At 59.9% G+C, this 14,787-nt stretch carries 17 protein-coding genes; 7 read left to right on the top strand and 10 right to left on the bottom strand.

Going from position 1 to position 14,787, the window contains the following annotated elements; genetic code table 11:
- Positions 1-9 precede the first annotated feature (9 nt).
- From BM225_RS19840 to BM225_RS19805, 8 genes are read right to left on the bottom strand one after another with little or no spacing between them, the layout of a single operon-like run.
- Complete coding sequence (locus BM225_RS19840) at positions 10-858, bottom strand: type IV secretion system protein (protein ID WP_224918593.1); 849 nt, start codon at positions 856-858, stop codon at positions 10-12.
- Positions 858-2,003, bottom strand: a complete 1,146-nt coding sequence (locus tag BM225_RS19835) for a lytic transglycosylase domain-containing protein (protein WP_092465286.1) — start codon at positions 2,001-2,003, stop codon at positions 858-860. The genes BM225_RS19840 and BM225_RS19835 overlap by 1 nt, the downstream gene beginning before the upstream one ends.
- Positions 1,996-2,220 (bottom strand): hypothetical protein, encoded by a 225-nt coding sequence (locus BM225_RS19830; RefSeq protein ID WP_092465285.1) that lies wholly within the window; start codon positions 2,218-2,220, stop codon positions 1,996-1,998. The genes BM225_RS19835 and BM225_RS19830 overlap by 8 nt, the downstream gene beginning before the upstream one ends.
- Positions 2,217-4,580, bottom strand: a complete 2,364-nt coding sequence (locus tag BM225_RS19825) for a VirB4 family type IV secretion/conjugal transfer ATPase (RefSeq protein ID WP_092465284.1) — start codon at positions 4,578-4,580, stop codon at positions 2,217-2,219. Before BM225_RS19825 ends, BM225_RS19830 begins: the two co-directional genes overlap by 4 nt.
- Positions 4,570-4,848 carry a VirB3 family type IV secretion system protein gene (locus tag BM225_RS19820; protein ID WP_092465283.1) on the bottom strand — a complete coding sequence of 93 codons (279 nt, stop codon included), beginning with the start codon at positions 4,846-4,848 and terminating at the stop codon, positions 4,570-4,572. The genes BM225_RS19825 and BM225_RS19820 overlap by 11 nt, the downstream gene beginning before the upstream one ends.
- A 12-nt stretch (positions 4,849-4,860) precedes the next feature.
- Positions 4,861-5,151 (bottom strand): TrbC/VirB2 family protein, encoded by a 291-nt coding sequence (locus BM225_RS19815; RefSeq protein WP_092465282.1) that lies wholly within the window; start codon positions 5,149-5,151, stop codon positions 4,861-4,863.
- Positions 5,148-5,771, bottom strand: a complete 624-nt coding sequence (locus BM225_RS19810) for a lytic transglycosylase domain-containing protein (RefSeq protein WP_092465281.1) — start codon at positions 5,769-5,771, stop codon at positions 5,148-5,150. Before BM225_RS19810 ends, BM225_RS19815 begins: the two co-directional genes overlap by 4 nt.
- Positions 5,772-5,814: 43 nt before the next feature.
- Positions 5,815-6,183 carry a hypothetical protein gene (locus BM225_RS19805; RefSeq protein ID WP_092465280.1) on the bottom strand — a complete coding sequence of 123 codons (369 nt, stop codon included), beginning with the start codon at positions 6,181-6,183 and terminating at the stop codon, positions 5,815-5,817.
- A 176-nt stretch (positions 6,184-6,359) separates the two neighbouring features.
- On the opposite strand from BM225_RS19805, the gene BM225_RS19800 reads away from it, so the two are divergent.
- From BM225_RS19800 to repC, 3 genes are all read left to right on the top strand, one after another.
- Positions 6,360-6,650, top strand: coding sequence for a hypothetical protein (locus tag BM225_RS19800; protein ID WP_245780557.1), 291 nt, complete (start codon positions 6,360-6,362; stop codon positions 6,648-6,650).
- Between the two features lie 209 nt (positions 6,651-6,859).
- Positions 6,860-7,642 (top strand): hypothetical protein, encoded by a 783-nt coding sequence (locus BM225_RS19795; protein ID WP_092465279.1) that lies wholly within the window; start codon positions 6,860-6,862, stop codon positions 7,640-7,642.
- 288 nt (positions 7,643-7,930) lie between these two features.
- A complete protein-coding gene (gene repC, locus BM225_RS19790; RefSeq protein ID WP_143095423.1) occupies positions 7,931-9,163 on the top strand; it encodes a replication initiation protein RepC in 1,233 nt (410 codons plus the stop codon).
- 31 nt (positions 9,164-9,194) lie between these two features.
- Here repC and BM225_RS19785 read toward each other — a convergent pair whose 3' ends face one another.
- Both BM225_RS19785 and BM225_RS19780 read right to left on the bottom strand, forming a co-directional pair.
- Positions 9,195-9,458, bottom strand: coding sequence for a hypothetical protein (locus tag BM225_RS19785; RefSeq protein WP_092465277.1), 264 nt, complete (start codon positions 9,456-9,458; stop codon positions 9,195-9,197).
- A 244-nt stretch (positions 9,459-9,702) separates the two neighbouring features.
- On the bottom strand, positions 9,703-10,518 hold the full coding sequence (locus BM225_RS19780; RefSeq protein WP_092465276.1) for a hypothetical protein: 816 nt from the start codon (positions 10,516-10,518) through the stop codon (positions 9,703-9,705).
- Positions 10,519-10,733: 215 nt separating this feature from the next.
- Here BM225_RS19780 and BM225_RS19775 point away from each other — a divergent pair, with 215 nt between their 5' ends.
- The 4 genes from BM225_RS19775 (at position 10,734) to BM225_RS19760 (ending at position 14,470) form a co-directional block, all read left to right on the top strand.
- Complete coding sequence (locus tag BM225_RS19775; protein WP_092465275.1) at positions 10,734-11,321, top strand: recombinase family protein; 588 nt, start codon at positions 10,734-10,736, stop codon at positions 11,319-11,321.
- A gap of 106 nt (positions 11,322-11,427) precedes the next feature.
- Entirely contained in the window at positions 11,428-11,667 is a 240-nt protein-coding gene (locus tag BM225_RS19770; RefSeq protein ID WP_092465274.1) for a hypothetical protein, read from the top strand.
- Positions 11,668-12,527: 860 nt separating this feature from the next.
- Positions 12,528-13,868 (top strand): DUF3560 domain-containing protein, encoded by a 1,341-nt coding sequence (locus tag BM225_RS19765; RefSeq protein ID WP_092465273.1) that lies wholly within the window; start codon positions 12,528-12,530, stop codon positions 13,866-13,868.
- Complete coding sequence (locus BM225_RS19760; protein ID WP_092465272.1) at positions 13,865-14,470, top strand: methyltransferase type 11; 606 nt, start codon at positions 13,865-13,867, stop codon at positions 14,468-14,470. Before BM225_RS19765 ends, BM225_RS19760 begins: the two co-directional genes overlap by 4 nt.
- Positions 14,471-14,787: the final 317 nt, after the last annotated feature.

Below are 14,787 nucleotides of genomic sequence, written 5' to 3'. Positions count from 1 at the left end.
CTGCCTCGCTTATTCTGCCGAGAGATCGGGCATGGTGAAGTCCATGAAGCGATCTTCTTCTGCCCGGTCTGCTGCTTCGATGACGCCAGCTTGCCCTTCACCCACGGCACCAACGGCCATGAGCTGGGTAAGAGCGACCAGAGCGATTGCGTTTTCGGCGGTGACACGGGTGTTCAGGTCGATGCTGTCTTTCAGCGTTTCCATGTCCCCGATCATTCCGACGAGTCGATCAACCCGCTCAAGGGACTGGCCCGCCTCGTTGTAGCTGTTCTGTCCTGCGGCCGAGACCATCGCTCCGGTGGTGGCTGCCGTCGCAACACGCTCCGCTCCACCGTTGCCGCTGCGAGCCATTTCCGAGAGAGTGTCTTCATCGAAGCCAGCTTCGGCCAGGACGCGCTCCATCTGAGTGCGGATTTCACCTGATCCCGATCCGGTCAGTCCCGACCAATCGCCGTTCTGGATCGCAGCAATCGTGTCGGTAATGTCGCCAAACTCTTGATCGAGCAGGCCGTTAAGCCACTCTTCCATTTCCGTCTGGATGACTTCGGGAAGGTCCATCAGGCCGGTGAGCGCAGCGTAGGTTTCCTGAAGCTGGGTGTATTGATCTTGGAGCGTCTGGAACTGGTTTTGCAGTTGTAGGAGCTGATCGTTCTGAAGAATTTCATCTTCGATCATCTGTTGAAGCTGACGAATTTCCTGCGCGATATTCTGGGTGTCTACTGTGGGCACCCCTTGCGCGTAGGCGGCGGGGGCTGTGGTCCCGAGAAGCGACACGGGGGCAGCGGCCAAGCCGAGGCCGAGGAAACCGGCGGTTGCGATTTTGCGGACAAGCGCGTTGATCTTCATCGACAGTTTCATCAGTCCAAATCCTCCATGTCGAAATTCATGTATTGCTGTTCACGCTGCCGTTCGGCGGCGAGAGCAACGGTGTGGGCGCTGGCCGTGCGGTTCCGCGCGGCCCGAAGACGGGTCAGATTGGCGACGAGCCGTGCAACTTCCGCACGGGCATAGCTGTTGAGCGCCATAGCCTCTTGAACGTCCTGCGTTTCACCGATCCGCTGGACGATGCTGCGAAGACGGGCAGCCGAGGCTTGAACAGTCGTCATCGAGCTATTGCCGTAGAAGGTCGCGTTAGCCCCGGCGAAGGAGAGGTTCGAGTTCGCCATCAGAGCCGGGTCGATTGTGCCGACCGCATCGCCGCCGCCGCCAAGGGCGAGATACTCATTGTATTTCGCGGGGATCACCTGGACGTAATGCTGGGTTTCCTCAAACGGGGGCACCCCGCCGTAGTTCTGCACGTTCCCCGGTCCTGCGTTGTAGGCGGCAAGACCGTTAATGATGTTGCCGTCGAACATGGCGAGCATCTGGGCGAGGTAGCGAGCGCCGCCCTCAACCTGCAAATAGGGGCTGTCGTAGTAGTCCGGGTAGATGCCGAGATCGCCAGCGGTTGCGGGCATAATCTGCGTCAGACCGAAAGCCCCAACCGGAGAGCGAGCGCCAATCGAGAAGCGGCTTTCCTGCCAGATCAGGGCTTGGAGCATGTAGCGCCATTCCCGAACGGAGAAGCCTGCTTGGGACACGCCCGACAAGCCATGTGTCTCGGACGCGACTTGAATAATCAGCTCTTCGACGTTCTGCGCTGCATCCCCGAACATCTGCGCACCCGCCGGGTTGCTGTCTTCGGGATCAAAGACCACATCGGCCGATTGCTCAGGCTCTTCCCCATCTTCGAGGTCGGCCACCATTTCGGGAATGCCCTGCCCGCCGATGCTGGTCTGGGCATCCAGAATCTGTTCCAGAACGGCAAGCTGCTGCCGCTCGATTTCGTTGATCGCCTCTTGCACCGACAGGGTTTCTCGCTGGGTCGCGAGATCGCTTTCCCGGTGGGCATTCGACGCCTCGTTGCGAATAATCAGGGTGCCATCCACAGTGGGCACACCCTGCGCGAGCGCCGAGCTGGCCCACAGCATAGCCGTGAGGGTCAGGGCCGCGCTTTTAGCCATCGCCAAGGCCCTCCGGCCCGCCGAGGGGCGTGAAGACGCAAGGGGCCGATTTCGTAGAAATACGAGCGGCAGGCGAGGGCTCAGGCGACGCCAGGAACGCCATGCTGTTCGAGCTGCGCGTCACCCGGTCAAAGCAATTCGCTTCGGAGGGGCGATATTCTGCACAGCCCGCCAGCCCGAGACCTGTAATCAAGAAAAGGATTGCGGTGGTTTTCATTCGACCCTCCAAAAATCTTCGCGCTGGCGGTAATCGGCACCCACCAACTGTTCACCTTTTTCCATCCCGCCGAGGACGGTTAGGAGCGGCCCGAGGGCGCTCAGATTTGCGTTAATGCAGACCGACCCTTGGTCATCACGCACCAGCCCAACCCGAGAGGCAGGGCTGGATTCCAGCAGCACGGAAAGCTCTTTCTCGTGCAGGTTCAGCATTTCGTAGTCTGATGCTTTGGCCCGGATGTTCGGGAGCAGGATTTGCGTCGGGACCGCTTCAACGATGGTCTTGCCCGTCCGCGTCTGTTCGAGCTGACTGGCGTATTGCGTCATCATCACAACGACCGCGTTTTGCTTCCGGGCCGTCACGAGCCAGTTGGAGAGACGTTCCGCAAAATAGCCGTTGTCGAGAGCTTTCCACGCTTCATCAATGACGATGATCGTCGGCTTGCGATCCTCAATGACACGCTCCACCCTGCGGAACAGGTAGGACAAAACCGCCATCCGCTCTTTCTCGCTTTCGCTGTCGAGAATGCCGGTCAGGTCGAAGCCGACGACCTCGCCTTTCAGAGAGAAGGTGTCTTCGCGGGTCTGCCCGAAAATCCAGCCGTAGCGGCCTTCGGCGGTCCATTCTTGGAGCCGTTCGTGAAGATCCCCCCCGTCATCGGCCGAGACGAACAGCGACGCCAGGTCATGCCAGTTCCGCAGGTTCGCATCGCTGGCCGTCGCGTTTTGGCGCACCACCTGCTGAATGAGGTTTGTCTGTGCAGGGGTCAGAGGCTTGTCATTGCGGTGGATCAAAGAGGCCAGCCAATCGGAAAGCCACGCCTGCCCCCGTTCATCTACTTCAGTCCAGAGCGGGTTGAGGCCAGTGGCGTCGCCCGCCTTGATCGAGGAATAGCGCCCGCCGTTCGCGCGCACGGCCATTTCCATGCCGAGGCGGTAGTCGAAGACGAAGAGGCGAGCGCCCGCGCGGCGGGCTTGCGTCATCAGGAAGGCCGAGAGGACGGATTTACCTGAACCGGGACGGCCAAGGATCAGCGTGTGACCGCCGGTCGGCTCTTTGTCTGGCGATCCCAGCTCATGGTAGTTGAACCGGAAGGCCGAGGACTCCGGCGTCGGGAACATCGAGATCACTTTGCCCCACGGCACCTGTTCCGCGTTCTTTCCAAGCGGGGTGCGGTGGAAGGCTGCGAAGTCTGCGAAGTTGCGGTTCGTCACCGCCCCTTTGCGGCTACGCGCGTGAGCGTTGCCGGGGTGTTGCGCAAAGTAGTGGGTTGCGCTGGCGAACCCTTCCGAGACCAAGTTCACACCTTCGGTCGAAGCCGTGTTCTTGATTTCGCCGCCGATGCTGGAAAGCTGTTCTTCGCTGTCTGCGAAGACGGCCACCGTCATGTGATGATCGCCAAAGCTGAGGCGCTTTGACTCAAGATCATCAAGGGCGGTCGGCAGTTCGTCGGTCAGAGAGAAAGCGCCATCGCTGGCCGAGGCCCGCATCTTCATCATCCGCTTGATGCGCCCCGCCATCCAGTTGCTATTGATCGGGGTGAAGCTGTGGGTGACGATCATATCGACCGGCAGGTTCAGTTCATCGAACATCGTGCAATGGGTCTTCTCGGGGTAATCCTTCACCGCGAAGATCGAGCCGACACGCGAGCCGGTCGCGCCCTCAGACAGATAGAACCTATCGCCTTTGAAGGTGACACGAGTATTCGCGACGTTCTCCGACACGATGCTGGTCGCGGCACCTCGATAGAGAGGCAGTTCTTGTCCCGTGTTCAGAGAACCGAGAAAGCCGAGCAGTTCCCCGGACGGTTCATCCAGCAGCCGCGGGTTCATGTCCCCGAAGGAAGACATGAGAAAACGGACGACCTCTTGAAGCCGCGCGAGACGCTTTTCCGTCTGCGAGCGCAGCAGCTCCACGGACTTTGCAGCCCGGAAGGGAAGTTTTGAGCCTACTGGCGGGCGGTTCAGAACCGTCAGGGTCAGTGTCTTGTCGCGCAGTTGGCTGTCATTGAGGGACTGGCGCCAGCGACGATCAACCGCAGCAGCGAAAGTGTCACCTTCCACCGGGTCGAGATCGACGTTGATAGCCTTAGAAACCTTGTGGACGTAGAAAGAGCATTCCGGGCCGATCCGGGCGATGACGGACGCGAAAAGGGCGCGAGTGCGATCCAGGTATGCGTCATCCGTGGTGTCGCTATTCACGCCATCCAAGCGGATGCACTGGAACAGTTCGTTGCCGCGTGTCCGCACCGTCTGTTCGTCAACGAGGCTGATGTAGGGGAGCATCTTGCCGAGCTTCGCTTCCCGGCCAAACCAAGTCGGAAGCAAACTGCGGGCGTCATAATTCGTATCACGGGGCATAGCTGTCTCCACCGTGGATTTTCCGGTTAACTGTCGGGCGGGTGACTTGCAGCGTGGTAACGACCACGTTCAGGAAGTTTTCGTCCCAATCAGCGGCTTTCCAGAGCAAGGGGTAGGCCGCCGCCGCGAGAGCGACGACCAACCAATGCTGAACCCAGACAAAGATCAGAACAGACCCGAACAGCCAGACCATCGCGTACATGATGGGCAGCCCAAAGAGCTTGGGAGGTCGCACTAGGCCGAGGAAGAGACGAGACTGTTCTGCCATTTTAGGGCTCCTTTAGTTCGACCAGATTGCCGCGACGATCGTGGGCGCTGCCGCGATGCCGGCGATCCCGACCAAGACCCACATGGCTTGGCGGAGGTCGATGATGTTGAAGAGCCAGGACAGGAACACGGCAATCACGGCGAGGGTGCCGATGACGATGCCGAGCGGGCCGGTGATGGCGTCAACGATGCCTTGCAGCATCGCTTGGACCGGCGACAGGTCGATACTCTGCGCCAGTGCCGGTTGCGCCGCGAACAGCAGAATCCCGCAGATCGCGACGAGGGCGTTAATGTTAGGCTTCATGAATGTTCTCCTTCGAGCCTGTTGAAAACGGCCAGCACGCGGCTGACGTGGTTTTGCGTTTCCCGGAAGGGTGGGATGCCGCGATGGCGCTCTACCGCATCGGGGCCAGCGTTGTAGGCTGCCAATGCAAGTCGAGCGTCCCCGAAACGAGCCAGCATCATGAGGAGATACCGGGCTGACCCGTCGAGGTTCTGTTGCCAGTCGTGCGGATCGACCCCGAGGTCAGCCGCTGTCGCTGGCATAAGCTGCCCCAGCCCGATTGCACCCACATGACTACGGGCGTTCGGGTTGTAGGCGCTTTCAATTTCGATGTTCGATTGGAAGAGCAGCCGCCATTCCGTCACGGTCATATCCGCGCGGCGCAGAGCCGGGTGGCTCGCATAGCGAAGGGCGGTCTGGTCGATGGCGTTCAAGATCGCAGGACGGGGCGTCACGGCGCGGGGTGCTATCGCAGCAACGCGGAACGATCCGTCTTCTTCGGCCTCTTCTTCCCGGCCCCCGAACAGCATCAGCTCGTCGGAGGCCGAACCTTGGCCTACACCATCATTGTAGTTTCTTGAGAAGTTCGTTTGAGGGGTGGAAGCGCGGAGCGAGCCGTCACCTTCCATCACCAGCACCATGCCCTGAGCCAGAGCTACGGTGCAGGAGAGCGCGAGGGCCGCACTACTCGCTGCTAGATAGCTTGCCGCCGTTCGGCAGACAGTGGACGGCTCGACCGCCCTTTTGCATGGGAATGTGTATCTGGTCGAACCCGAACCCTTCGAGGAACGAGATGAGGCCGTTTGCGGTCTTGAAGATGCGCAGAGGGATTTCCTCAGGCTGCTTGTTCCACCGCCGACCCGGCACAAGGAGTTTTTCGACCGATCTGTCCTCGGTGACAGCACGGATGAACCACTCACCATACCAGACGGCATTTTTGCGGAACGCTGGGGTTTTACAAACAACCTCAGCTTGATACCCCTGCTGCAAGAGGACCTTGAACTGCGTCTCTGTAACCACATTAGGCGCTTCTTTGTTTAGGTCTGTCCTCACGGTCGGCGCTTTCCTTTTGGCTAACGGACCGCGAACCCTTCTCGGGCACTACAGTCCTACGACATTATAAGATGGGGTGCAACATTGTAATGTTGCGTTTCCCAAAGAGATTTGCTCTAACCCTTGCATACACAACCGACCATCAATTCCCAAGTGATCTAAAGGGATAGCGCAGGATGACCCAACGGGCTAGAGCGGGCTACATGCTTATAATATCGTCTATTTTTCTGGCTTCAGAAGTGCAAGCAGATACCTGTTTTCCACCTGAAAGGCCGTTTCTTCCTGCTGAGATTGATGCAGCGCGCGAGTATCGCGACCTCATCTATGAGGACTACCAGCGATACTTCGAGGACTTCAGCGCCTACCTTCAGTGCTTGGATGAAGAGCGGGCGCGAGCCTTCCAGGAAGGGCAAGAAGTCAGCGAGGAATACCGGCGGTTCTTCGATCAGGTGGTGAAAACGGACTGAACCCGCTCTGGTTGAGCGGATTTTCGCTTATAAAAATAGTCAACATTACCCGCCGGGGAGGTGCTGCCTCGTGCATCCTTGCACCTGATCTTACACTTCGCCCCGACTTTTCCGCTCCTATCCTGTTGCAAAACGGGGCATGGACCCCTTAAGACAATATTATAACGCTGCGCACCTCCTTATAGCGTTGCCAACCCGATGGAGATACCATGATAAAGTTGCTCCGCACCACAGCCCTTGCCGCAGCCGTCGCGGCGTCCAGCTTTGTCGCGGCCCCGGAGCGGGCGCAGGCGCAGAGCTATCAGATCGACTGTGCCATCCTCCTTTGCCTCTCAGGCGGCTGGCCTGCATCCGTCCCCTGCACCCGAGCGCGGGCCGAGTTCATCCGCCGCATTACTCCTTGGCCTGTCGAGCCGCCTCTTCAGATTTGGCGCTGCCCAATGGGCGCATCTTTCAACGTCGATCCGTCCGAGCTTAACCGGACGCGCATCTATGACATTCTCATGGAAGGCAACAGATCGACCCCGCGTCAGTCTTTCCCGAGCGCACCACTCACGGATTATGCGCTTGAGCCCCAGCCCGCCGTTGTCCGCAGGACAGGCGGGCTGGCGGGGGCTCTTCCCGAGGGCTTCGCCTTGCAGTTTGTTGACGGTGAATACAGCGACGAGAACGGAACCGCCGACATTGACATCAGCGGCAACGAGTTCGATTTCGTGCGCTCGATCCGCGTCTTCAACGTGACGAGCGCCTATCAACGATACTCGGGCGGCGACAACGACGAATGCCGCCGTAGCGCCAGCGTCCGCCTCGGCTCCTACGGCACTCAAGGCGATTTCCACTGGTCGCGGGCATCCGTGTCCGACTTGCCCGAAGCACATACAGGGATGGAGCGATACGGGGAGGACTGTCCGTCTATCTTCCGTCATCGCTCGGTGTTCGTTGAGTGGCGCGACTACCAGGGCAATTATGGCTTCGAGCAGGTCAACTACTAAGCGTAGTGCCGCACAGAGGCGCGCGATACTATAATTGCGACAGGCATCTAAAGAGAGTATGCCTGTCGTGAACGATCATCAGAATCGAACAGGCACAGGAGCAGAAACCCCAACAAAGAGAAACCCCCCGCAAGGCGGCTACCTAGCGAGGGGGGGCTTTAGAACCTAGGAATTGGCGTTCCGAACGGTCCAACACAATCTGTTTTCAGGACTGGTTCTATCACCCTCCCAACATCCGAACAAGCAAAAACCGCATCTGTGCGAACAGGACGATTTTGCGCTGCCGCCTTGTCCATCGAGCAGAAAAAGGACAGGGAAATGAACCACTCACCACAAGTCGCGTTGCCGCAGGGGATGACCCGCCGTGACGTTATCGCAGTCATCAGCGAGGTCGGGCGCGACCTGAAACTTAGCGCAGCAGCCGTCTACATTCTGACCAAGCTCATAGGCAGCACCAGCGCCAAGGATTGGGCCGAACCCGGTGCCGAACCCGTCTTCTACGGCACCCAGGAGACGATGGCGGAACGCTGTCACTTGACGGCTCGGCAGATGCGCTCGCATGAGCGCACCTTCGAGCGGTGTGGCTTGCTCATCCGTGACACTAAGGCGAACGGCGCGCGTGAGGCTGGGACGGGCCGGGGCCTTGTCTTTACCCCTCTCAAAGCGCGCTTCGCTGACCTACTCGCTCTGCGTGACCAGAAGCGCGAGACGACGAACAGGATCAAGGAGCTGAAGAGCCTTCGCAGTGTCCGCCTTCGCCGCATGAAGGAGGGGATCGCCCGTCTTTCCCCCGAAGCACTGGACGACGAGGTGATTGCCTCAATCCTCGCCCGTTACAATGCGTGGCCTCGTTCTGATCGCCTGCACTCCCTCGGGATCGACCAGCTCGAACGCCACATTCAGGACGCCACAGACCTTTGCGAAGAGCTTGAAGAACGGCTTGAAGAACGGCTTGAAAACCTACCCGAATCTTCCTGTGAACCGGCGATTTCCTTCCGGTCTCTATTACAAGAGGACAACCAGAAGAATCCTCCTGTAATCTGTAACGCCAACGTCGATGAAAGGAGCGCGGGCAAGCCCGCGCACTCAGATTTGCTTAGATCGGAACCTAGCGGTTCCGATGATTGCAGAGAAAATAAGTGTGGGGTGGAGAGCGGTGTTATCAACCCCAAACTTGAGGCGCTGATGCAACCGGAGCAGCTTTTCAAGCTCGCTTCCGATGACTTCCAGACAGCTCTAGCACTCCGCACCAACCGGATCACCACCGAGGCGATTATCGACGCCGCGCATGACATGCTGACCCCTCTCGGGATCAACTATTCCGCATGGCGAGCAGCGTGTGGAGCTATGGGCCGCCACGCGGCCGCGCTTTGCATCCTGGTCCTTGATGCGAACCGCGATCATCCTCAGACGCCCGTGCGCAATCCCGGCGGTTTCCTACGCGGTATGATCCGTGCCCAGAAGCGCGGAAATCTCAACCTGACAGGCAGCCTTATCGGGTTGCAGCGGCGGCGGGGCTAGGAAACCCGCCGTGCCGAGATTTTCTGCCCGCTTAGCCGTTCTGACCGTCCGACCGGGAGGGATTGCAGCTATACATGCCGATTTCCGCGCCATCGCTGTCACGCGCAATGACCGTGCCGTCGATCGGTGTTGCGCCGCCCGCCGGTTCGAGCGGGCGCAGGTCGGGTTCAGCCGTCACACCTTGGAAGGTCCGAAGCGCCGCAAGCTCACAAGCCCTGTCGTCGTCAAATTCTGCCGTGATGACTTCCGAGCCAGACTGCAAGTTGAACAGCACCAGGATCAGGATGATTTTCATGATGGGTTCCTTTCTACGAAAGAAGGCCGGCACCTGTCGGTCCCGGCCTTCATGGAGAACAGCGCATGACGCTTTCACCTTCCACGACCATCGGCATCCCTGCCTGTATCGCACTATCGGCAATATCATAATGTTGAGCGCAAAACAATAAGGTTGCGCATTCTTCGCCATTCATCTTCCTGAAAATATCCTCGGGGGGAGGGCCGGAGGACCGGGGGGCAGACGGCCCCCCTGCCTTCTCGAATTACTCTTCCGAAAGCGCGGTCCTGTAGTCGGCGGTGACAGCTTCCACCCTTTCGATCTGCTGGTCGATTTTTTCGAGGTCAATGCGCGGGAGCGAAGGGACAGAAGCGAACATGAGCTGGTTGGCGTCGGGGATCTCGAAGCTCGCGACTCTTTCCTCAAAAGCGGCCAGTTGGCCCGCTTCAACGCGAAGAGTTTCGCCGGTGCAAGCGGAGGGCAAACCACGGTTGAACAGGCTATGAACCCGGTTCTTTGCTTGGAGTTCTTCTCGAAGTCCACGCAGCGTTTCACAGGCTGGTGCTAGAACCTCCCGTCGAGCCTCGAACGCGCTTCGCAGTTCTTGCGCTTGTGCTGTGACCTCGGCCAGCTCTGCCCCCATTTTTTCTATCCGAGCCGCGGCCTCGGCTTCGCGTTGCGCTGCCCGCTCAGCCTCTTCCGCCTCGCGCTGCGTCTCGCGCTCTGCCGCTTGAGCGTCATCGAGCGCGATGATCCGTTGAGCCAGGTCCTCACGGTCGAAGTCGCTCACCTGAAGCTCTGTGCTGTTCCTGCGCGGGTCATCGAGCCAGCCTTGAAGCTGTTTTCTGCATTCGGTTTTCATCATTCCCATCACATCGCCGGGAACGTCGCGATAGACAGCCTCGTTCACCCCTCCCAGAACTTCGACGCATTCGCGCGTCCCTTCTGTGATCTGGGCGGGGCTGCTGCCGTTGCCCAAGAGGGATAGGAGCTGGTCATCGGTGATTTCAGAAATGTCCGTCTTGCAGCCTGCCAGCGCCAGGGCGGCGCAACCTGCCATGAAAGTCTTGTAGTATCCCATCGTTACCTCGCCTCGTCCTTTTCCCACAGGATACCGGACCACAGCTCAAAGTTGAATCCTCTCCCGGTCAGATCGGCAGCATCGCGCCTCAATCTCTGTGTGCAAAAACGGTCGTTTTTGAACAGCTCCGCTGTTGTAGTTCAAAAACTAGCCCTTGCGATTTTTGAACACTCCCTTACTTTTGAACAGGGTTTTTCGACAGTGCGGGGCACATCATGACAGCTCAAGGCCGCGTTTTTGCCTACGTCCGTGTCTCCACCATTGGGCAGACTGTCGCGGGGCAGCTCCAAGAGATCGCGGCGGCAGGTTTTCAGCCGCCGGAATACCGTGTCGTTTCCGAGACAATTTCCGGGAGCATTCCAGCCATGCAGCGGCCAGAGTTCGCGCGCTTGGTTGATCGTCTCGAACCGGGCGATATTCTCGTGGTGTCCAAGCTGGATCGGCTTGGCCGCGACGCCATCGACGTGACCGAAACGGTTTCGGCTCTCTCAAAAATTCCTGTCCGAGTTCATTGTCTTGCCCTGGGTGGAACAGACCTGACCAGCTCATCGGGGCAGCTCACCATGAATGTCCTTAACGCGGTCGCACAGTTCGAGCGCGATTTGCTGCGCGAGCGGACACATGCCGGGTTGCAAGCAGCAAAGGCCAAGGGGAAACGTCTCGGTCGGCCAAAAGCCTTAAGCGCCTCCGAGATTGCCATCGCAAAAGAAGCAATCCGGCTCGGAGAGCCAATTGCCTCTATCTCTAGGCGTTTGAACGTCAGCCGAGCTACGATTGCCAGGGTTCGTGACGCCAGCGACTAGGAAAGGATCAGGTCAGAACTTCAGGATCGGTGCCAGGCAAGGGCAAACTTCCCGGAGGCAGTCCTTTTCCACTTCGAGTGGGGGCTATCTCAACCGGGCGCGACCCTTGAGCGAGCCAGCGACTTACGACGATTATCTCATCTTGCAGATCGCATCTCTTCTCAAGGATGCCGTTTATTCTCGGCCGATCTTCAAGGTTCTGACTGTTGAAAACACGAAGGGCGGATACAAGTGTCCGATCATGCTGTTTCAACTTTCGTTGCCGTTTAAGCAGGCGGAGGCGTTCACCGAAACCAATATTTCTCATCATCATCCAACTGATTCCTTTGGTTTTCATTGCCGCTAAATCGCGTTCAATTGGTTAGCCTCAGCGGCGCAGGTTCAATTTTTCTGATTACATGGAATTTTACCTTATCGAGACTCGTGTTGCCAGATTTCAGTTATGGAATAGGGCAAATCCTGATCGTTCGTGACCTCGTGCAGTCGCTCGAGGACACGCCCGCCCAGGACCGGGCTCTACTCGTGCGCCGGCTGCACCGGCCCACTCCCCGAGCTTTCCGCGCCGCCCGTCCCTGCCCCCCAGGTGCGCCGCCCGCCGTCTCGTCCCGAGCCAGCGGATCGACGCGGGGGCATGGTCCGTTCGACGCGCAAATCTCGGCCCTTCGGGTGACGATCTTCCCTCGGTTCCCTCGGCCTTTTGCGAGGCCAGACCTTACCACAAGTCGCCTCGCTATCCTTCGCTGTGGAATGGCGCGTCCAGCTCGTCGCCTGCAAGGCCCTGCCCCGTCCCCTTGGCCGGGGCGGGCTGGAAAGCTCTGGCCTGAGAAGGTTTCGAGATCCCCGCGCGAGCGCGGCGATCACACTGGCGGGGGGTTCGGTCAAGCCGAACGCCGCCCGCATCCTTGGGCCAGGTCGCGCAAGCGCGCCCCGTCCATCTAGGGAACCGCCGGTTCCCCCACGCAAGGCCGTCCGCTTAACGGGGCGAAGGGGTTTCCCCAACCACGGTCTCGGCCGGGGGCCGAGCTGCGTGGCCGGGTGATCCCCCTCCCCTTCGCCCCTACGGACAACCTTGCACGGGTCCCCCTCCTGCCCTCGCCGGGAGGCAGGCTTTCAGGAGAGGGGCGCGCTTCGCGCTTCCTCGCCAGAAACCCCGCCCCGATTTTCGGCAACAAGACCGGAAGGGGCACACCACAAAGGATTGACCTGATGACCATGATTTCCGCGACCTATTCGCCCGAAGACAACAAGCTCCGCCTGTATGCGTCGAGCCGTCTTGATGCTGAAACCTTCCAGCGCGTGAAGGAAGCAGGGTTCAAATGGGCACCGAAACAGGAGCTTTTCGTTGCCCCGGCTTGGTCCTGCGCCCGCGAAGATTTGGCGCTGGAACTGGCGGGCGAGATCGAGCCGGAAGAAATGACTCTTGCCGAGCGCGCGCAGATGAAGGCCGACCGCCTGGACGGGATCGCTGACAAGCGCGCGGCACAGGCAAGCGCCTTTTCCCGCGCGGCTGACGACCTGTCGCAAGCCTTCTACATGGGCCAGCCGATACTTGTCGGCCACCACAGCGAGCGGAAGGCCCGCAAGACGCAAGAGCGGATGCACAGCGCAATGGACAAGGCCAGCAAGGCGCACAAGGCAATCGGATATTGGCACTTCCGGGCCGAGAGCGTCGAGCGCCACGCGAACCGGAAGAACGACCCGCGAGTCCGCGCCCGGCGGATCGAAAAGCTGCTGTCCGAGCTGCGCGACCTGCAACGCGGGATCAACTCAGCCTATAAGGCGCTCGAACTCTGGGAGAAGATGCAGACCCCTGAGCAGATCGCTGCATTCATCGGGCATCCCGCTTCCCTTGCCCGCTCTGGCATGTGGAGCGAGGTAGACAAGGGCGAGCGCGACCCGTTCGACGCTAAAGCCGCCGTTATGGACGGCTGCCGTGCAATCATTGAGGGGCCGAACCGCGCCCGCTGGATCAGCCACACGCTCAACCGCTTGAGCTATGAGCGCGAAATGCTGGGCGAGGTGCCGCGCTACGCTGGCGAAATCACCCCGACCCTGTTGCAGATGTTTGTTCGAGCGCATGGGGCCGACAAGCCCAAGGGGGCGAAGGTGGACGCCGACCTTTTCACCGTCGAATGTGAGGCACCCTTGCCCCTGCATATCGGAGACGGCAAGGCGCTGGAACTGTCCGGCGACGAGTGGCGCGACCTCATGCAATCGTGCGGCTATGTCCCCCCGGCCAAGAAGCCTGCGAAACCGCCGATCCTCAATTTCAAAGCCCCGAGCGGCAAAGTCTCGGTTCAGAACCCCTATCGCCGGGAGGTTGACGAGCTACCGCAAGTCGAGCTGACGAAAGCCGAATATGCGGCGATCTACAGCGAACAGCGCGGAACCCGGCTTTCGACCTGCGGCGAATATCGTGTGCGGATTGCGCCGAACCCGAAGCACGAGGGGCCGCGCTATCAAGCTGGTTGGGCGGCAATCCTCATCACCGACCAGAAGCAGCACGAAATTCCCGAGACCCTGCGCCAGACGGAGGCGGCACAGTGACCCGCCCGGCGATCTACTCCCGCCCCAACAAGCCCCTGACGATCCCCGTGCGCAAGCGCGGGGAAGTCGCCCCGCTGGCGCAGATCGAGGCCCCCGAAATCATCACGGTTGACCGTGCCACCGAATGCCACGTCACCCCCGACGATGTAGCGGGGAGAATGGTCGATTATCTTGGCCCCCAAGGCGACTATCTCACCCTTGAGCCGAGCGCCGGAACCGGCCAGCTTGCGCGGGCGCTTCTGGCGTCCGGGCATAGCCCGCGCGAACTGACGATGATCGAGCGCCACCACCAGCTTGCAGCGATGACGCGCAAGATCGGCCCGACGATTCACGGCTGTTTTCTCGACTACGCCGACGAGGTGAAGGGGCGCGCAGCGTTCCCCAGGATCATCATGAATCCCCCCTTCCGCGAGGTGCGGAAGCATATCGCCGCCGCGCTTTCCCTTCTCGGCCGAGGCGGTCACGCCGAACCGGCAACGCTGGTCGCGCTGGTGCCTGTGACGTTCGAGCATCCCGAGGCCGAACATCTGGAAGCCCTGCCGCCCGACACGTTCAGCACGGCGCGGGTGCATACCAAAATCATACGGGTGCGCCGCGACTAGACGAAACGTAGAGGGGGGGCAGAGGCCCCCCTTTTTTGATGCCGCGATTGGTGTCCGGTGGCCGGAGCGCCGTGGGCGCCCCAGCCACCGGACTGTGCGCTACCCGCGCGGGGGCCGCTGCGCGGCAAGATCACGGCTTCATCACCCTTGATCGTCACTGGCCTGCTCGGCAGAAACGAAGAATTGAAGCAAGCCGACAATCTTTTGCTGCGTCAGGTTTAGCCCACATTTCCCAAGTAAGGCGCTGATTTCGCTGTCCTGACCATTATATTTCCTATATAAAACATGGTGTTGAAGGCTGCGAGGGGCGCGTTTCA

This window comes from Donghicola eburneus (assembly GCF_900115865.1).
Taxonomy (GTDB): Bacteria; Pseudomonadota; Alphaproteobacteria; order Rhodobacterales; family Rhodobacteraceae; genus Donghicola; species Donghicola eburneus.
This window is presented reverse-complemented; position numbering and strand designations above follow the sequence as displayed.